This is a genomic window from Leucobacter sp. Psy1 (assembly GCF_020096995.1).
GTDB lineage: Bacteria > Actinomycetota > Actinomycetes > Actinomycetales > Microbacteriaceae > Leucobacter.
The window spans coordinates 2,020,685-2,039,668 of the sequence record NZ_CP083692.1 but is presented as its reverse complement, the minus strand read 5'-3'; the positions used below and the strand labels follow the sequence as shown (position 1 = coordinate 2,039,668).

Sequence of the window (18,984 nt, the reverse complement as noted above, 5' to 3'; positions counted from 1 at the left end):
CCGCGGAATTATGCGGAGACACGCCCGGCGTACGGGGTGTGTTTGCTGGTGGGGGCCGGGCCCGCGTAATGTATTCCCTTGTCAGCGAGACGGAGTGAGACACGGAAGTGAGTCACTCGGAATCGCGGGAGGAGCCTTCGGGTACTGCTCGGATCATGACTTGTGTGTTGTGGTGCGGTGGGGTATCGTGGAGATCCGCTTCTGCTCTCTGGGTCGAGAGCTTCACCGCTTCGGGGGTGAGGGAATATCGGCCTGCCGGTCTTCGGATTGGTGTTGTATGAGCTGCGAATCACGGTTTGCGGTGAGTGAGAGAGTCTGGTAAGCTTGACAAGTTGCCTATCGGAGGCCCTGGTGAGGGGTTACGGTGGGTGTCTGGTCCTTGAGAACTCAATAGTGTGCACTTGATTGTCAAATGCCAATTTATTATCCCCGGCATCGATCATTTTTGGTTGGTGTTGGTGATTCCTTTTTTGGACAAATTATTGAAATCGTCAGTTTTGATTGGTTTCTGTTTGTCAGGTCAAACTCGCAGTTCTTCTGGCTTATTCCGCTGGAGGGGTTGCATCAGTTTTTTACGGAGAGTTTGATCCTGGCTCAGGACGAACGCTGGCGGCGTGCTTAACACATGCAAGTCGAACGCTGAAGCCCCAGCTTGCTGGGGTGGATGAGTGGCGAACGGGTGAGTAACACGTGAGTAACCTGCCCATCACTCTGGGATAAGCGCTGGAAACGGCGTCTAATACTGGATACGAGCAGCGACCGCATGGTCAGTTGCTGGAAAGACTGGTTCGGTGATGGATGGACTCGCGGCCTATCAGCTTGTTGGTGAGGTAATGGCTCACCAAGGCGACGACGGGTAGCCGGCCTGAGAGGGTGACCGGCCACACTGGGACTGAGACACGGCCCAGACTCCTACGGGAGGCAGCAGTGGGGAATATTGCACAATGGGCGCAAGCCTGATGCAGCAACGCCGCGTGAGGGATGACGGCCTTCGGGTTGTAAACCTCTTTTAGTAGGGAAGAAGCCTTCGGGTGACGGTACCTGCAGAAAAAGCACCGGCTAACTACGTGCCAGCAGCCGCGGTAATACGTAGGGTGCAAGCGTTGTCCGGAATTATTGGGCGTAAAGAGCTCGTAGGCGGCTTGTCGCGTCTGCTGTGAAAACCCGAGGCTCAACCTCGGGCCTGCAGTGGGTACGGGCAAGCTAGAGTGCGGTAGGGGAGATTGGAATTCCTGGTGTAGCGGTGGAATGCGCAGATATCAGGAGGAACACCGATGGCGAAGGCAGATCTCTGGGCCGTAACTGACGCTGAGGAGCGAAAGCATGGGGAGCGAACAGGATTAGATACCCTGGTAGTCCATGCCGTAAACGTTGGGAACTAGATGTAGGGCCTGTTCCACGGGTTCTGTGTCGTAGCTAACGCATTAAGTTCCCCGCCTGGGGAGTACGGCCGCAAGGCTAAAACTCAAAGGAATTGACGGGGGCCCGCACAAGCGGCGGAGCATGCGGATTAATTCGATGCAACGCGAAGAACCTTACCAAGGCTTGACATATAGAAGAACGGGTCAGAAATGATTCACTCTTTGGACACTTCTATACAGGTGGTGCATGGTTGTCGTCAGCTCGTGTCGTGAGATGTTCGGTTAAGTCCGGCAACGAGCGCAACCCTCGTCCTATGTTGCCAGCACGTAATGGTGGGAACTCATGGGATACTGCCGTGGTCAACACGGAGGAAGGTGGGGATGACGTCAAATCATCATGCCCCTTATGTCTTGGGCTTCACGCATGCTACAATGGCCGGTACAATGGGCTGCGATACCGCGAGGTGGAGCGAATCCCAAAAAGCCGGTCTCAGTTCGGATTGGGGTCTGCAACTCGACCCCATGAAGTCGGAGTCGCTAGTAATCGCAGATCAGCAACGCTGCGGTGAATACGTTCCCGGGCCTTGTACACACCGCCCGTCAAGTCATGAAAGTCGGTAACACCCGAAGCCGGTGGCCTAACCCTTGTGGAGGGAGCCGTCGAAGGTGGGACTGGTGATTAGGACTAAGTCGTAACAAGGTAGCCGTACCGGAAGGTGCGGCTGGATCACCTCCTTTCTAAGGAGCAACTCGCAGCCCTTGTGGTTGCGCAGAGAAAAGCTCAGATCATCACCGAATGTGTGGTGCTGAGTGCTCATGGGTGGAACATTTGACAAAGCAAGCTTTGATTTGCTCGCCTGTGCTAGTACATCTGCCTCGTTTTGCGGGGTCTGGTCGGAACGTGTGGGTGTGTGAGTGAAAGTTTCACGAGTGCATACTATTGGGTCCTGAAGGCCCAGGCCCTCTTGCTGGGATCATCGCTTCGGTGGTGGTGCTGGTTGGGGGTGTTGGTCTTCGGGCCGCGCTCACGGAACGTGTTGTTCGTGGGGGTGGTACCGGTTGTACGTTGAGAACTACACAGTGGACGCGAGCATCTTCGCGAATCGTTAAGCATGCATGACCTTTTGCGGGGTTGTGGGTGTGATTCGCGAAAATTCTTTATTCATTGGTTTCACACACTTTCGGGTGTGTGTTTCTGATTACTTATGTGATTTCAAGTTGCTACGAGCAAACGGTGAATGCCTAGGCATCTGGAGCCGAAGAAGGACGTCGTAATCTGCGATAAGCCTCGGGGAGTTGATAAACGAGCCGTGATCCGAGGATTTCCGAATGGGGAAACCCCGCCAGCCCCTTTATGGGAGCTGGTGACTCCCGCCTGAATATATAGGGCGGGGTGAGGGAACGTGGGGAAGTGAAACATCTCAGTACCCACAGGAAGAGAAAACAATAGTGATTCCGGGAGTAGTGGCGAGCGAAACCGGATCAGGCTAAACCGTGCATGTGTGATACCTGGCAGGGGTTGCATGCGCGGGGTTGTGGGACATGCCTGGGGGCGCTGCTGAGCCTCCAACGTGAGCGTCATGCTATAGGAGAACGCCTTGGAATGGGCGGCCGGAGTGGGTGAGAGTCCCGTATCCGAAATGGTGTGGCCGCGTGGTGTGTATCCCAAGTAGCACGGGGCCCGAGAAATCCCGTGTGAATCTGTCAGGACCACCTGATAAGCCTAAATACTCCCAGATGACCGATAGCGGACAAGTACCGTGAGGGAAAGGTGAAAAGTACCCCGGGAGGGGAGTGAAATAGTACCTGAAACCGTTTGCTTACAAACCGTCGGAGCATCCTTGTTGGTGTGACGGCGTGCCTTTTGAAGAATGAGCCTGCGAGTTAGCGATACGTGGCGAGGTTAACCCGTGAGGGGGAGCCGGAGCGAAAGCGAGTCTGAATAGGGCGATTCAGTCGCGTGTCCTAGACCCGAAGCGAAGTGATCTATCCATGGCCAGGTTGAAGCGTCGGTAAGACGTCGTGGAGGACCGAACCCACTTAGGTTGAAAACTGAGGGGATGAGCTGTGGATAGGGGTGAAAGGCCAATCAAACTTCGTGATAGCTGGTTCTCTCCGAAATGCATTTAGGTGCAGCGTTGTGTGTTTCTTGCCGGAGGTAGAGCTACTGGATGGCCGATGGGCCCTACAAGGTTACTGACGTCAGCTAAACTCCGAATGCCGGTAAGTGAGAGCGCAGCAGTGAGACTGTGGGGGATAAGCTTCATAGTCGAGAGGGAAACAACCCAGATCACCAGTTAAGGTCCCAAAGCGCGTGCTAAGTGGTAAAGGATGTGGAGTTGCTGTGACAACCAGGAGGTTGGCTTAGAAGCAGCCACCCTTGAAAGAGTGCGTAATAGCTCACTGGTCAAGTGATTCCGCGCCGACAATGTAACGGGGCTCAAGCACGCCACCGAAACTGTGGCATTTAACGTATAGACAAGCCTTCGTGGTTCAGTCCGTTGGATGGGTAGGAGAGCGTCGTGTGGCGAGTGAAGCGGCGGAGTGATCCAGCCGTGGATGCTACACGAGTGAGAATGCAGGCATGAGTAGCGAAAGACGGGTGAGAAACCCGTCCTCCGGAAGACCAAGGGTTCCAGGGTCAAGCTAATCTGCCCTGGGTAAGTCGGGACCTAAGGCGAGGCCGACAGGCGTAGTCGATGGACAACGGGTTGATATTCCCGTACCGGCTGTAAACCGTCAAAGACCTAACCAGTAGTGCTAAACAAACCAAGCGTTACACGGATCCTTCGGGTGATGTGTGGTGTGCGGCTGTGAACCCGAACTGGGGTGGTGAGCGTATTAACAGGTGTGACGCAGGAAGGTAGCTGGTCCCGGGCGATGGTTGTCCCGGGCTAAGCATGTAGCCCGTCCCCGAGTAATATTTGGGGGCTTTGGGTGAGATGTGATGGGGACCCGTAAAGGGGAAGTCAGTGATCCTATGCTGCCGAGAAAAGCATCGACGCGAGGTTTACGGTTGCCCGTACCCCAAACCGACTCAGGTGGTCAGGTAGAGAATACTAAGGAGATCGAGATAATCACGGTGAAGGAACTCGGCAAAATGCCCCCGTAACTTCGGGAGAAGGGGGGCCATCCACTTATTAGGATTTACTCCGAAAGGGTGTGGTGGCCGCAGAGACCAGTGGGAAGCGACTGTTTACTAAAAACACAGGTCCGTGCGAACACGCAAGTGGATGTATACGGACTGACGCCTGCCCGGTGCTGGAAGGTTACGAGGAGCGGTTAGATCTTTCGGGATCGAAGCTGTGAATTTAAGCCCCAGTAAACGGCGGTGGTAACTATAACCATCCTAAGGTAGCGAAATTCCTTGTCGGGTAAGTTCCGACCTGCACGAATGGCGTAACGACTTCCCAGCTGTCTCCACCGTGAACTCGGCGAAATTGCACTACGAGTAAAGATGCTCGTTACGCGCAGAAGGACGGAAAGACCCCGTGACCTTTACTACAGCTTGGTATTGGTGTTCGGTGTGGCTTGTGTAGGATAGGTGGGAGACTGTGAAGCTGACACGCTAGTGTTGGTGGAGTCGTTGTTGAAATACCACTCTGGTCATATTGGATATCTAACTACGGACCCTGATCGGGTTCTGGGACAGTGCCTGGTGGGTAGTTTAACTGGGGCGGTTGCCTCCCAAAATGTAACGGAGGCGCCCAAAGGTTCCCTCAACCTGGTTGGTAATCAGGTGGCGAGTGTAAGTGCACAAGGGAGCTTGACTGTGAGACTGACGGGTCAAGCAGGGACGAAAGTCGGGACTAGTGATCCGGCAGTGGCTTGTGGAAGCGCTGTCGCTCAACGGATAAAAGGTACCTCGGGGATAACAGGCTGATCTTGCCCAAGAGTCCATATCGACGGCATGGTTTGGCACCTCGATGTCGGCTCGTCGCATCCTGGGGCTGGAGTTGGTCCCAAGGGTTGGGCTGTTCGCCCATTAAAGCGGTACGCGAGCTGGGTTTAGAACGTCGTGAGACAGTTCGGTCCCTATCCTCTGCGCGCGTTGGAAATTTGAGAGGATCTGACCCTAGTACGAGAGGACCGGGTTGGACGGACCTCTGGTGTGCCAGTTGTTCTGCCAAGGGCATGGCTGGTTGGCTACGTTCGGGATGGATAACCGCTGAAAGCATCTAAGCGGGAAGCCGGCCTCGAGATGAGATTTCCTTGCGCCTTCGGGCGTGTGAGGCTCCCTACAGATGATGGGGTTGATAGGCCAGATGTGGAAGCATAGTAATGTGTGGAGCTGACTGGTACTAATAAGCCGATGACTTGATAACACTTTGTTCCCTGGATCAAGAGCTGGGGAAGAGTGATCAGCGTAATGATGAAGCCTTGATGGTGTTCGCGTCTACTTTGTGGTTCTCGATGTATGACCACATGCCCGCATATCCCGGTTAGGGGTGTGGGTGTGGGTTGTGTCGATAGTGTTACGGTGGTTATAGCGTCAGGGAAACGCCCGGTTACATTCCGAACCCGGAAGCTAAGGCTGACAGCGCCGATGGTACTGCACTCGGGAGGGTGTGGGAGAGTAGGACACCGCCGGACCTCTTCACTGGGGGTCACCATGAGTCAATGACGGCTCACGGTGACCCCCTTTTTTTATGCCCAAATTGCGCATGCCTCGATCGGTATGCACGGTTCGAAGTTCCGGGCCCAGTTCCGGTAGACTAGTTGCCAGCGAGATACGGATCACGGATCGGGGTGTGCATGGGATTGATGACGAGCACACTGCTCGCCCTCGGAATCCTTTCGCTTCTGATCTATCCGGTCATTCGCCGTTTCGGGCGCCGGTCGTTCTTCCTCATCGCCGCAGCGCCGCTGGTCGCGACGGTGGCTTTCGCGACGCAGGCGCCTCGGGTGCTTGCCGGCCACGTCGAGGTCGAGTCCATCGCCTGGGTGCCGCAGGTCGACCTCAGCTTCACCTTCCGGCTCGATGTCGTCTCGCTCGCGTTCGCGCTGCTGGTGACCGGCGCAGGCGCGCTGGTGCTGCTGTACTGCGCTCGGTACTTCGATCGGAATGAGTCGGGGCTCGCCCGATTCGGAGCGGTCTTTCTGGGGTTTCTGGCGTCGATGCTCGGGCTGGTGCTCGCTGACGACGTGTACCTGCTCTTCATTTTCTGGGAGAGCACGACGATCTTCTCGTTCCTCCTGATCGGCCACTCGTCGAAGCTCCGTACGAGCCGGGCGGCGGCGCTCCAGGCGCTCATCGTGACGACGCTGGGCGGCCTGGCGATGCTCGTCGGGCTGGTGATTCTGTCGGCCGGCGCCGGGAGCTCACTGCTCTCAGACATCGTCGCGCACCCGCCGCAGGGGCCAGCCGCCGTCGCTGCGGTCTACCTGGTGCTGGTCGGCGCGCTGTCGAAGTCCGCGATCTTCCCCTTCCACTTCTGGCTGCCCGGCGCGATGGCGGCGCCGACGCCGGTGAGCGCATACTTGCACGCCGCGGCGATGGTGAAGGCGGGTATCTACTTGATCGCCCGCATCACCCCGGCATTTGCCGACGTGCCGGGATACCGCGAGACGCTGGTGATCCTCGGCGGCATTACGATGCTCAACGGAGGCATCCGTGCGCTCCGCCAGTACGACATCAAGCTCATCGTTGCGCACGGCACCGTGAGTCAGCTCGGATTCCTGGTGATGGTGTTCGGCATTGGTGATCCTCGTGCCTCGTTCGCCGGCTTCGCGCTCCTCTTCGCGCACGCGGTCGCCAAGGCCCCGCTCTTCCTGACTGTGGGTATCATCGATCACCGGACGGGCACCCGCGACCTCCGAAAGCTCAGCGGACTGGGTGGCCAGGCTCCGCTGCTCACCACTGTCGCCGTGTTCGCGTCGCTGTCGATGGCGGGCGTCCCGCCCTTCATCGGATTCGTCTCGAAGGAGGCGGGTCTCGCTGAAATGCTCGAGATCGGGCACGAGCTCCCGATCGCGTACCTGGCGCTCGGCATCGCGGTGCTCGGCAGTGTGCTGACCGTCGCGTACATGGGCCGCTTCCTTTGGGGTGCGTTCGCTGCGAAGTCCGGCGTGCAGACCTGCGGGGTGAAGCACGAGATGGGAACGTCGATCCTGATCGCCCCCGTCGTATTCGTGCTGCTCGCGCTGGCAGGCGGTCTGTTCGCAGGGGCGCTCGACCCCTGGTTCCAGGCCATGGTCGACGGTGTGCCTTCGGCAGAGCCCGAACATCTCGCGCTCTGGCACGGGTTCACTACCGCGCTCGTCATCTCCGTACTGGTACTGGGCGTCGGTGTCGTGCTCGCGAAGCTGTTCTCGCGGACCGACCCCCTGCTGCCGGCACCATCGGAGCGCTTCTCCGCCTCCCACGCCTACTGGGTGGTGACCTACTGGGTGGACAGCTTCGCCGTGCGCCTCACCGCGGTGACGCAGCGTGGATCGCTGCCGTTCTACCTCTCGGTGATCCTCATCGTGCTCGTCGGCGTCGTCGGCGGCACGCTGATCGGCACCCAGACCTGGCCCGTCTCCATCGAATGGATGTCGTCGCCCGCGCAGGTTCCGATCGCGATCATCATGATCGCCGCGGCGATCTTCGCGCTGCGAGCCCGCACTCGGTTCCAGTCGCTCGTGCTCGTCGGCGTCACCGGGTACGGGATGGCCGCGATCTTCGCCCTCCACGGTGCGCCCGACCTCGCGGTCACTCAGGCGCTCGTCGAGACCGTGACGCTCATTGCGTTCGTGCTGGTGATCCGCAGGCTCCCGCAGCACATCGGCGGCTCTCGTCCGACGGCTCGAGTCCGCCTGACGCGAGCGCTCATCGGCGGCGGCGTCGGACTGCTGATGGGCGTGGTCGCACTCATCGCTCTCGGCGCACGGGTCGCCGATCCGATCTCGCTGCTCTTCCCCGAGCTGGCGTACGGCGGCGGGCACGGTTCGAACGTCGTCAACGTGACCCTCGTCGACATTCGCGGTTGGGACACGATGGGGGAGCTCTCCGTCATCCTGGCAGCGGCCACCGGTGTGGCTTCGCTGATCTTCTTGAAGAGCCGCGTGGACATGAGTCCGAAACTCAGTCGCCGCGACGCTCGGACGCAGGCCCGGGAGCACCTCGCGCGCATCGCGGACCCGAACGATCAGACCCGCCGTGAGGCATGGGTGCTCGCGGGGCGCATGCTCGACCCGGCGCACCGCTCGATCTTCCTCGAGGTCGTCGTCCGGCTGATCTTCCACGCGCTGATCATTCTCTCGATCTACCTCTTGCTGACCGGTCACAATACGCCAGGCGGCGGATTCGCAGGGGGCCTCGTCGCCGGACTTGCGCTCGTCGCCAGGTATCTCGCCGGCGGCCGCCATGAGCTCCGCGCGACGGTCCCGCTCGACGCGGGCAAGATCCTGGGCACCGGCCTGAGCCTCGCGGTATCGATGGCCATCATTCCGCTGTTCTTCGGACAGAGCGCACTCGCGTCCGCGTGGGTCGATATCGACCTCGGCTTCCTCGGCGACCTCCCGCTGGTGACCTCGACGGTGTTCGACATCGGCGTCTACCTCGTGGTGTTCGGCCTCATCCTCGACGTGCTGCGGAGTCTCGGTGCCGAGATCGATGAGCACGAGATGGAGGACAACAAGGGATTGGTGATCGGGGAGGTGCCGAAACGATGAGTATGCCACTGGTCCTGGTCGCTGTCATGGTCGTCATGTTCGCGTGCGGCATCTATCTGATGTTGGATCGCGCGCTGACGCGCATTCTGCTCGGGTTCCTGCTCGTGGGCAACGCGACGAACCTGCTCATTTTCCTGATGTCGGGCAGCTTCGGTGCCGCTCCGCTCGTCGGCGGCGCGGACCCCTCCGACATGAGCGATCCGCTCCCGCAGGCGTTCATCCTGACCGCGATCGTCATCACGTTCGGCATCAGCGCGTTCATGCTCGCGCTGATCTACCGCTCCTGGCGTCTCGCTCACGAGCACGAGGACCGCGTGCGCGACGACGAGGACGACGTCGAACTGCCGACTTCGACTCAGCAGCTCACGACCGAGGAGGTCACCGACGAGGACCTCGCGGAGTCGCGGGAGTTCTCGGATGACTCGGAGGCTGCCGAGCCGGATACATCCACGCAGCCGACGCAGGTCGTCGACCGGTCGCACACGAGAGGGGAGGGCAAGTCATGAGCATGACCGCGCTTGTTCCGCTCGTCGTCCTCGTCCCGCTGCTCGGCGCGGCAGCGGCCCTGATCGTTCCCGGTCGACGGCGCGTGCAGCAGGGTGTCACCCTCGTGTCGCTCATCGTCGTGACGGCGCTCGGCGGCACCCTCATGTGGGCTGTCGACGTGCACGGGATGCTCGTGATGGAGGTCGGCGGCTGGGCCGCCCCCTTCGGTATCGCGCTGGTGGTGGACCGCGTGTCCGCGCTCATGATCACCGTCTCCGCGGTGGTCCTGCTCGCGGTGTTCGTGTTCTCGCTGGGTCAGGGTCTCGCCGACGGCGACGAGGAGACTCCCGTCTCCATCTACTATCCGACGTACCTGGTACTCGGCGCAGGCGTCTGCAACGCGTTCGTCGCCGGCGACCTCTTCAACCTCTACGTGAGCTTCGAGATCCTGCTCGTGGCCAGTTACGTGCTCATCACGCTCGGCGGCACGACCGCGCGGATCCGCGCAGGCATCACCTACGTGGTGGTCTCGTTGGTCTCTTCGATCCTGTTCCTCGCGACCATTGGACTTGTCTACGGTGCTACGGGCACCGTGAACATGGCGCAGCTCTCCGTGCGCATCGCCGAACTGCCGGACAACATCCAGTTGATCCTGAACCTGATGCTCGTGATCGCCTTCGGGATCAAAGCTGCAGTCTTCCCGCTGGCATTCTGGCTGCCGGATTCCTACCCGACGGCTCCCGCACCGGTGACGGCTGTCTTCGCCGGCCTGCTGACAAAGGTCGGCGTCTACGCGATCATCCGGACCCAGACCCAGATGTTCCCCGAGTCGAGTATCGACGGCCTCCTGCTCGTCGTCGCTGGGCTGACGTTGGTCGTCGGCATTCTCGGTGCGGTCTCGCAGCTCGACATCAAGCGATTGCTATCGTTTACGCTGATCAGTCACATCGGCTACATGATCTTCGGTATTGGCATGGCGAACGCCGCAGGGTTCGCTGCCACGATCTACTACATCGCTCACCACATCATCGTGCAGACGACGCTGTTCCTCGCCGTCGGCCTGATCGAACGCCATGGCGGTTCGACCTCGCTCGCAAGCCTCGGCGGTATGCTCCGGAGCGCCCCGATCATCGCGATCCTCTTCTTCATCCCCATGCTGAACCTGGGCGGCATCCCTCCGTTCTCGGGCTTCATCGGGAAGCTGGGGCTCTTCACGGTCGCAGCAGACCTCGCCTCTCCCGGCGCGTACTGGCTGATGGGGATCGGTGCCGCGGTCTCCCTGCTGACGCTCTACGCGCTCGCCCGCGTCTGGGTCCTCGCCTTCTGGCGACCTCGGGTGACTTCCGATGCGCAGCCGTTGAAGACCGCATCGTCCGAGGCCATCATGCTCCGCGAACGTGAAGAAGCGATGCTCGAAACGCTGCACGATGCGCCGGATGCTCAGCCGCAGCGCGAGCAGCGAGAGACCCCGAAGCTCATGACGGCCGCCACGGCAGGCATGGTCGGCATCAGCGTGCTGCTTACGGTCTTCGCCGGTCCGCTCTACGGGTATGCGACCAGGGCCGGAGACAATATGGCTCACCCCTCGCAGCTGCTCCAGGCAGTGCTCGGAGACCACGACGGCCCGGGTGGCGGAAGCGGCACGACAGAGCCGGACGACTCGTCGCCGATCGACATCACCGAGGAGATCGAGGGGAGTGACATCCCATGAGCGCAGACACCGGACGACTGAGTCGCGGTAAGCGGCGCTTCCGGGCAGGACGCATCGAGCGCGTGGTGCGGCTGCATGAGCTGCCGCTGCTCATCGGGCTCATCGTGACCTGGATGGCGCTCTGGCACGAGGTCTCGTGGATGTCCTTCATCAGCGGCGTGGTGGTCTCCATCACGGCGACGCGCGTGTTCTACCTCCCCCCGGTGACGCTCGCCGGCCGGTTCAATCCCTGGTGGGCGCTCGTCTACCTCGGATACTTCCTCTGGCATGTGGCCGTGGCATCCTTCCAGGTGGCGTGGCTCGCGGTTCGCCCGGGGCCGGTGCCGATGACCTCCATCATCGCGGTCCACCTGCGCACGCGGTCGGACTTCATCATGACCATGGTCGGCCTGACCAACTCGCTCATCCCCGGATCGCTCGTAGCCGAGGTGGATCGTGCTCAGTCGATCCTCTACCTCCACGTCATCAACACGCCGACGCAGAAGGAGATCCGCGAGATGCGTCGAGAGGTCTACCGCATCGAACGGCTCCTGATCCTCGCCGTGGGCTCGCGCAGCGAGATGGAGGCGACCGCATGAGCGTTTTCACCCTCACTCTCTGCATCGCCGCCGGCGTCGGCCTCACCGTGACGGCGCTCTGCGCGATCGTCAGGATCGTCCGGGGCCCGACGATCCTCGACCGCATGGTCGCCTCGGACGTTCTGCTGACCACACTGGTCCTGGCCGCCGGCATGGACATGGTCATCCGCGGGCATACCGACTCCATTCCGCTGATGACCGTGGTCGCGGCGACCGCCACCCTCGCGACCATCGTCGTGGCGCGGTACGTGCGTCGGCGCGGAGTGAACGAGACGGGTCCTCCCGGACTCGACGATCAGCCGGGCGAGACGAGCCAGGGGGCGAGCAATGTTTGAACAGATCCTCGACACGCTCGCGATCATCTGCGTCTTCCTCGCCGCACTCCTCTCGGTCGCTGCGGGAATCGGCCTCCTGCGCTTCACCGATGCGCTCAGCCGGCTCCACGCGGCGACCAAGCCGCAGATCTTCGGCCTGCTCTTGATGATCACAGCGATCGCCCTGGAGGACCGCTCGTTCGCAACGCTCATCGCGCTCGTCCCGGTGTTCGTCTTCCAGTCGCTCACGGCCCCGGTCGCCGCCCACATGGTGGGACGGGCGGCCTATCGAGCGGGGCAGATCGACGAGGAGACGCTGGTGATCGACGAGCTCGGTCCCGCGATCGAGGCTGCTCAGCGTGCAGAGCGCGAACAGGGCTCGTGACACGTTTGCACGACACGCCGGAGGGCATGTTCGGGGGCGGCGCGAGATGCGGGGGAGCGTCCGCTGCGGTAGCGTAGATGGTGCGACAGCTCTGTCATGACGAAGCAAAGGAATAGGGGTGGGTGAACCAATGAACGCAGCAGATAAGGCTCACCACGCGGGTGATACCGAGGCCCGATCGACCCAGCAGTTCCGGGATGATCTCGGCGCGATGATCCGGGCACGGGTCGTCGACCTGAGCATCGATGAGCAGGAGGCCGTGAAGGCCCTGCCGTCCGGCGCCGCTCTGCTCGTCGTGCGCCGTGGCCCCGACCTCGGAGCCCGCTTCCTGCTCGACCAAGACGTCACCGTTGCCGGGCGTCACCCCGCGGTCGACATCTTCCTCGACGATGTGACGGTGTCGCGCCGTCACGCCGAGTTCGTGCGCAGCGGCACGCAGTTCGCGGTGCGTGACCTCGGGTCCCTGAACGGGACGTTCTGCGATGGCAAGCGCATCGACGGCGAGGTCGCGCTCGACGACGGTATCGAGGTGCAGGTCGGCAAGTTCCGATTCACGTTCTTCGCCTCGCGCTTCGACCTTTCCGACGAGCGCTGACGTGGGAGCCGCGAACGCTCGCACCGCGCATGGCGGCCTCCTCAGCATCGGCCAGGTACTCGCGCGCCTCCAGGACGACTTCTCCGACCTCACCCCGTCGAAGCTCCGGTTCCTCGAGGAGCAGGGGCTCGTGACTCCGGAGCGCACGCGATCCGGATACCGCAAGTTCGCGCAGAGTCACATCGAGCGGCTCCGACTGATACTGACCCTGCAGCGCGATCACTACCTGCCGCTCAAGGTTATCGCCGAGGTCCTCGAAGAGGTCGACGCGGGGCGCGACCCGGTCATTCCCGGCGCTTCGTCTCGCAGCGCGTCGTCGATCCTAGCGCCGCGACGCGTGTTGAGCAGTGACGAGCTGCAGCGCTTGACCGGTGCCAGTGCGAAGTTTCTGGGTGAGATCATTGCCGCCGGTCTGCTTCCCGCGTCGGAGGTGTTTCCGCAGGACGCCGTTGCCCAGGTCACGGCGCTGCTGCGCCTCGCGGAACGCGGCATCACGCCTCGGCATCTGCGATCCCTCCGCGTTGCAGCCGAGCGCGAGAGCGAGCTCATCGCGCAGGCGGTGGCCACGCGGGGCGTGAAGACCGGTTCTCCGCACTCCACCGAGGACTCGTTGGAACTGGCCGGCTATCTCGAGACGGTGCGATCCGGGGTCCTCAGACACCGGCTGACCGGAGGCACCTGACGCGTCTCGAGCGAGTGGGACCGAACTGGCCGAATCGAGGCCCGACACCCGCCTCCGGTGATTGCAGTGAGCGCTCCCGGTGAGTACCGTAGTGTGAGTCTGAAGCAGCGAGCTTCAGCCCGAGAAAGGACCGGAATTGGACAAGCCCCAGGATGCGACGGGTGAACCGGAAGTCCTTTCGGAGGGAGTTCTGGAGGAGCTCGCCAGCGCCTCGGGTGCAGACATGCTGTTCGCGGACGGCCTGCCGCAGATCGACCGGAACGCCGGGTTCAAGGGAGCGGTCGCGGCGCGCGCTGCCGGGATCAGCTACCGCCAGCTGGACTACTGGGCTCGTACCGGTCTCGTCGAGCCCTCGCTGCGCAGCGCCAAGGGCTCGGGGTCGCAACGCCTCTACGGCTTCCGCGACATCCTCGTCTTGAAGCTCGTCAAGCGCCTGCTCGATACCGGCATCTCGCTGCAGCAGATCCGCACCGCCGTGTCGCAGTTGCACGAGGCCGGCGTGCACGACCTCTCGCAGACCACGCTCATGAGTGACGGGGCGAGTGTCTACCTGTGCACCTCGAACGATGAGGTGATCGACCTCGTGAGCCGGGGGCAGGGAGTCTTCGGTATCGCCGTGGGCAAGGTCCTCCGCGAGGTGGAGACGTCGCTGACCGATCTGGACGAGCACCGCAGTGCGACGGCGTCGGACGATGCAGACGCCGTCGACGAACTCGCGGCACGACGCAAGACCCGCAAGATCTCCTGATCAGCGGGCCCGCGCGGGCGCCTACTCCTTGTCGGTGACGACCTCCGCGGTGTCCTTGACTTCGTCGGGCAGCTGATCGTTTACGACGGTCGTCATGCGGCCCGCCGCGGCGGCCGACGGGGCGTCGATTCCGCCTGATCGCAGGACACGGTCCAGGATCTGGTCGAAGTACCCGGACATCTCGCGTGCGGCGTCGCCCGGCCAGACGTGGACCGGCTTCGCGGCGCCCTGCGCCTGCTGCAGCGAGGTGCGCTCGGGCAGCTGCGGATTCAGGACGAGCGGGCCGAACATCTCGCGAAGCTCGCGCGTGCGGAACTGGTGCTCCATGGACTGGGGCCGCGTACGGTTGATCACAATGCCGAGCGGCTGGAGTCGCGGGCTCACTCCGCGACGCAGCTCCTCGATGGCGCGCAGGGCGCGGTCGGCCGCGGCGACGGCGAAGAGGCCGGGCTCCGTCACGACCAGCACGCGGTCACTCGCCGCCCAGGCGGTGCGCGTCAGGGCATTGAGCGACGGCGCGCAGTCGATCAGCACGAGATCGTAGTCGGACTCGACGTGCGCGAGCGCCTCCTCGAGCTTCCAGATGTCGCGCACCGACGGGTGCGGGCCGTCGAAGTTGATGGCGGAGGGGCTCCCGATGAGCAGGTCGATCGCTCCGCCTTCGTGGTGGCGGTTCCAACCGCTCGGCGCGATGGCGCTGCGCACGGTGTTCTCTTTCGGGCTCTCGAGTACATCGGCGACCGTGCCGCGACCCTCCGGATCAATATCCATGCCCGTCGAGACATCCGACTGCGGGTCGAGATCGACCACAAGCGTGCGGAGGCCGCGCGAAAATGCCGCAGATGCGAGGCCAAGTGTCACGGTCGTCTTACCGACGCCGCCTTTCAGGGAACTGACGCTCAATACATGCACGCGTCAAGTTTAGTCCATGACGGCTGTGCGTCCACCGCGGCGATTTGGGCGTGGTGTGGGGGAGCACTTGCGGTGGGAGTGGTGGGTGCCAGTATTCTGTCTGCGGGCGCAAATAGAAAATATGGGCACGACATGCATGGGAGCTTCGTCTATGTTCGAAAAGATTCTGGTGGCCAATCGCGGCGAGATCGCGATTCGCGCGTTTCGCGCCGCGAGCGAGCTCGGAGCCGCAACGGTTGCGGTGTTCCCGTATGAGGATCGCAACTCGCTCCATCGTCTGAAGGCGGACGAGGCGTACCAGATCGGCGTCGAAGGGCACCCGGTGCGCGCCTACCTCGACATCGACGAGGTCGTGCGGGTCGCGCGCGAGTCCGGGTGCGACGCGATCTACCCCGGGTACGGGTTCCTGTCGGAGAACCCCGGCCTGGCCGAGGCGGCCGAGGCGGCGGGCATTCGTTTTATCGGACCGGGCCGTCAGGCTCTGGAGATGGCGGGGAACAAGGTCGCGGCGAAGGAGCATGCGATCGCCGCTGGGGTCCCCGTGCTGCGTTCGACACCGCCGACGACCGACGTCGACGCCTTGATCGCCGGAGCGGAGGAGATCGGGTTCCCCGTCTTCGCGAAGGCGGTAGCGGGCGGTGGAGGCCGAGGTATGCGACGGGTCGAGCGGCCCGAGGATCTGCGCGACGCCCTCGAGGCGGCCATGCGGGAGGCCGATGCGGCGTTCGGCGATCCGACGATGTTCATCGAGCAGGCTGTGCTCAGACCTCGGCACATCGAGGTGCAGATCCTCGCTGACCGCACCGGGGCGACAGTGCACCTGTTCGAGCGGGACTGCTCGGTGCAGCGGCGACATCAGAAGGTCGTCGAGATCGCACCGGCGCCGAACCTCGATCCCGCCGTGCGTGATGCCCTCACGAGGGACGCGGTCGCGTTCGCGAAGTCGATCGGGTACGAGAATGCGGGAACGGTCGAGTTCCTGCTCGACACCGAGGGCGAGCGAGCGGGGGAACACGTCTTCATCGAGATGAACCCGCGTATCCAGGTGGAGCACACCGTCACGGAAGAGATCACCGACGTCGATCTGGTGCAGTCGCAGATGCGGATCGCGGCAGGGGAGACGCTGGAGGATCTCGGCCTGCGGCAGGAAGACCTGTACATCCGCGGGGCGGCGCTGCAGTGCCGGATCACGACGGAGAATCCCGAGGACGGGTTTCGGCCCGACCTCGGCCGGATCACGACGTACCGGTCGGCCGGCGGCGGCGGGGTGCGCCTGGACGGCGGCACGATCAACCCGGGTGCCCACATCAGTCCCCACTTCGATTCGATGCTCGCCAAGCTCACCTGCCGCGGTCGCGACTTCGGTGCGGCGGTCACGAAGGCGCAGCGCGCGCTGACCGAGTTCCGGATCCGGGGCGTCGCGACGAACATCCCCTTCCTGCAGGCCGTGCTGGACGATCCCGACTTCCAGGCCGGTGATGTCTCGACCTCGTTCATCGAGGAGCGTCCCGAGCTGCTGTCGCGGAACAAGCCGCAGGACCGTGCCACCAAGCTGCTGCAGTACCTCGCCGATGTCACGGTGAACCAGCCCCACGGCGACCGTCCGGTGGGCGTCGATCCCGCGGTCAAGCTCCCCCAGGTCGATCTCTCCGCTCCGGTGCCCGACGGGAACCGGCAGCGTCTGCTCGAGCTCGGGCCCGAGGGGTTCGCGCGCGCGCTGCGCGAGCAGACGGCGCTCGCGGTGACGGAGACGACGTTCCGTGACGCGCACCAGTCGCTGCTGGCGACGCGAGTGCGCTCGCGCGACCTGGTGGCCGCAGCCCCGCACGTGGCACGGCTCACGCCGCAGCTGCTGTCGGTCGAGGCGTGGGGCGGTGCGACGTACGACGTCGCCCTCCGGTTCCTCGCCGAGGACCCCTGGGAGCGGCTCGCTGCGCTCCGAGCGGCGATGCCGAACGTGCCCATCCAGATGCTGCTGCGCGGGCAGAACACCGTCGGCTACACGCCGTACCCGGCGAAGGTCGCGAACGCGTTCGTCGCGGAGGCCGCCGGCACGGGCGTCGACGTGTTCCGCATCTTCGACGCGCTCAACGATGTGAACCAGATGCGCGTCGCGATCGATGCGGTCCGCGAGACCGGGACCACGGTCGCGGAGGTCGCGATGTCGTACACGGGGAACCTGCTGAGCCCGGCAGAGGACAAGTACACCCTCGATTACTACCTCGGTCTTGCCGAGCAGATCGTCGAGGCGGGAGCGCACGTGCTCGCGATCAAGGACATGGCCGGCCTGCTGCGCCCTGCGGCGGCGGCGAAGCTCGTCACCGCGCTGCGCGAGCGGTTCGATCTCCCGGTGCACCTGCACACCCACGACACCCCTGGCGGGCAGCTCGCGACGCTTCTCGCGGCGTCGCAGGCCGGAGTCGATGCCGTCGACGTCGCCTCGGCGCCGATGTCGGGGACGACCAGCCAGCCCTCCCTCTCGGCGCTGGTGGCCGCGCTGACCGACACCGATCGCGACACCGGGATCGATCTCGACGCGGTCTTCGCGCTCGAGCCGTACTGGGACGCCGTACGCAGCGCGTACCGGCCGTTCGAGTCCGGCCTCCCCTCGCCGACTGGCCGCGTGTACACCCACGAGATCCCCGGTGGTCAGCTGTCGAACCTCCGCCAGCAGGCGAACGCGCTCGGTCTGGCGGACAACTTCGAGAAGATCGAGAACATGTATGCCGCCGCCGACCGGATCCTCGGCAGGATCCCGAAGGTCACGCCGTCATCCAAGGTGGTCGGCGACCTCGCCCTGCACCTCGTCGCCGTCGACGCGGACCCGGCCGATTTCGAGGAGAATCCCGGCAGTTACGACATCCCCGACTCGGTCGTGGGATTCATGGCTGGAGAGCTCGGCGACATCCCAGGCGGGTGGCCCGAACCCTTCCGGTCGAAGGTGCTCGCCGGCCGGACGCCGAAGATCGGCGTCGCCGACGTCTCATCCGAGGACGAGGCTCGCCTGAACGAACCGGGTGCGGTGCGGCAGGAGACCCTCAACCGTCTGCTGTTCCCTGCGCCGGCGCGTTCGTTCGCCGATGCCAGGGAGCGCTTCGGCGACCTCTCGGTGCTGACGACGGGGGACTACCTCTACGGACTCGAGGTCGGTGCCGAGCACGCCATCGATCTTGCGCCAGGGGTGCGGCTCTACGTCGGGCTCGAGGCGATCGGCGAAGCCGATGACAAGGGTGTGCGCACCGTCATGACCCGTGTGAACGGGCAGCTGCGCCCGGTCTTCGTGAAGGACGAGTCCGTTGCGGTGGCTTCTGCCGCTGCGGAGAAGGCTGACCGCACAGTTCCCGGCCAGGTCGGTGCGCCGTTCTCCGGCACCGTCACGCTGAAGGTTGAAGCCGGAAGCCGGGTGGAGACTGGGGAACCCATCGCGACGATCGAAGCGATGAAGATGGAGGCGGCGATCACCGCCCCCGTGTCGGGTAAGATCGAGCGGTTGGTATTCGAGGGGGCGCGCGCCGTGGACGCGGGCGACCTGCTCGCGGTGATCGCGGAGGAGTGA

General features: G+C 63.1%; 11 protein-coding genes and 3 rRNA genes. 13 read left to right on the top strand and 1 reads right to left on the bottom strand.

The genetic code is table 11. From position 1 onward, the window contains the following. The first annotated feature begins 571 nt into the window (after positions 1–571). The 12 genes from K8P10_RS09540 to K8P10_RS09485 all read left to right on the top strand — a co-directional run bounded on the left by K8P10_RS09540 (position 572) and on the right by K8P10_RS09485 (position 14,516). A 16S ribosomal RNA gene (locus K8P10_RS09540) occupies positions 572–2,099 on the top strand. Positions 2,100–2,572: 473 nt separating this feature from the next. Beyond that, positions 2,573–5,686, top strand: a 23S ribosomal RNA gene (locus K8P10_RS09535). Positions 5,687–5,837: 151 nt separating this feature from the next. After that, positions 5,838–5,954 (top strand): 5S ribosomal RNA (rrf, locus tag K8P10_RS09530). Together the 16S, 23S and 5S rRNA genes form the textbook arrangement of a ribosomal RNA operon. Before the next feature lie 162 nt (positions 5,955–6,116). Continuing rightward, entirely contained in the window at positions 6,117–9,017 is a 2,901-nt protein-coding gene (locus K8P10_RS09525) for a Na+/H+ antiporter subunit A (RefSeq protein WP_224778695.1), read from the top strand. After that, positions 9,014–9,523, top strand: coding sequence for a Na(+)/H(+) antiporter subunit C (locus K8P10_RS09520; protein WP_224778694.1), 510 nt, complete (start codon positions 9,014–9,016; stop codon positions 9,521–9,523). Before K8P10_RS09525 ends, K8P10_RS09520 begins: the two co-directional genes overlap by 4 nt. 2 nt (positions 9,524–9,525) lie before the next feature. After that, the gene (locus K8P10_RS09515; RefSeq protein WP_224781259.1) at positions 9,526–11,214 is read left to right on the top strand and encodes a Na+/H+ antiporter subunit D; all 1,689 of its coding nucleotides are present in this window, start codon (positions 9,526–9,528) and stop codon (positions 11,212–11,214) included. Further along, a complete protein-coding gene (locus K8P10_RS09510; protein WP_224778693.1) occupies positions 11,211–11,792 on the top strand; it encodes a Na+/H+ antiporter subunit E in 582 nt (193 codons plus the stop codon). Before K8P10_RS09515 ends, K8P10_RS09510 begins: the two co-directional genes overlap by 4 nt. Then, positions 11,789–12,127, top strand: coding sequence for a monovalent cation/H+ antiporter complex subunit F (locus tag K8P10_RS09505; RefSeq protein WP_224778692.1), 339 nt, complete (start codon positions 11,789–11,791; stop codon positions 12,125–12,127). The genes K8P10_RS09510 and K8P10_RS09505 overlap by 4 nt, the downstream gene beginning before the upstream one ends. Continuing rightward, complete coding sequence (gene mnhG / locus K8P10_RS09500; protein WP_224778691.1) at positions 12,120–12,491, top strand: monovalent cation/H(+) antiporter subunit G; 372 nt, start codon at positions 12,120–12,122, stop codon at positions 12,489–12,491. Before K8P10_RS09505 ends, mnhG begins: the two co-directional genes overlap by 8 nt. A gap of 130 nt (positions 12,492–12,621) precedes the next feature. Further along, entirely contained in the window at positions 12,622–13,086 is a 465-nt protein-coding gene (locus K8P10_RS09495; protein ID WP_224778690.1) for an FHA domain-containing protein, read from the top strand. A 1-nt stretch (position 13,087) separates the two neighbouring features. After that, positions 13,088–13,768, top strand: a complete 681-nt coding sequence (locus tag K8P10_RS09490) for a MerR family transcriptional regulator (RefSeq protein ID WP_224778689.1) — start codon at positions 13,088–13,090, stop codon at positions 13,766–13,768. Positions 13,769–13,991: 223 nt separating this feature from the next. Next, positions 13,992–14,516 carry a MerR family transcriptional regulator gene (locus tag K8P10_RS09485; protein WP_224781258.1) on the top strand — a complete coding sequence of 175 codons (525 nt, stop codon included), beginning with the start codon at positions 13,992–13,994 and terminating at the stop codon, positions 14,514–14,516. A gap of 21 nt (positions 14,517–14,537) precedes the next feature. Here K8P10_RS09485 and K8P10_RS09480 read toward each other — a convergent pair whose 3' ends face one another. Then, on the bottom strand, positions 14,538–15,428 hold the full coding sequence (locus tag K8P10_RS09480; RefSeq protein WP_224778688.1) for a ParA family protein: 891 nt from the start codon (positions 15,426–15,428) through the stop codon (positions 14,538–14,540). A 151-nt stretch (positions 15,429–15,579) separates the two neighbouring features. Between K8P10_RS09480 and K8P10_RS09475 the strand changes: the two genes are divergently transcribed. Next, a complete protein-coding gene (locus K8P10_RS09475) occupies positions 15,580–18,984 on the top strand; it encodes a pyruvate carboxylase (protein WP_224778687.1) in 3,405 nt (1,134 codons plus the stop codon).

Excerpts from the sequence above, each read along its gene's own strand:
- K8P10_RS09495 (WP_224778690.1), top strand. The coding sequence starts at position 12,622 with ATGAACGCAGCAGATAAGGCTCACCACGCGGGTGATACCGAGGCCCGA.
- K8P10_RS09515 (WP_224781259.1), top strand. The coding sequence starts at position 9,526 with ATGACCGCGCTTGTTCCGCTCGTCGTCCTCGTCCCGCTGCTCGGCGCG.
- K8P10_RS09510 (WP_224778693.1), top strand. The coding sequence starts at position 11,211 with ATGAGCGCAGACACCGGACGACTGAGTCGCGGTAAGCGGCGCTTCCGG.
- K8P10_RS09475 (WP_224778687.1), top strand. The coding sequence starts at position 15,580 with ATGTTCGAAAAGATTCTGGTGGCCAATCGCGGCGAGATCGCGATTCGC.
- K8P10_RS09485 (WP_224781258.1), top strand. The coding sequence starts at position 13,992 with ATGCTGTTCGCGGACGGCCTGCCGCAGATCGACCGGAACGCCGGGTTC.
- K8P10_RS09520 (WP_224778694.1), top strand. The coding sequence starts at position 9,014 with ATGAGTATGCCACTGGTCCTGGTCGCTGTCATGGTCGTCATGTTCGCG.
- K8P10_RS09505 (WP_224778692.1), top strand. The coding sequence starts at position 11,789 with ATGAGCGTTTTCACCCTCACTCTCTGCATCGCCGCCGGCGTCGGCCTC.
- K8P10_RS09525 (WP_224778695.1), top strand. The coding sequence starts at position 6,117 with ATGGGATTGATGACGAGCACACTGCTCGCCCTCGGAATCCTTTCGCTT.
- mnhG (WP_224778691.1), top strand. The coding sequence starts at position 12,120 with ATGTTTGAACAGATCCTCGACACGCTCGCGATCATCTGCGTCTTCCTC.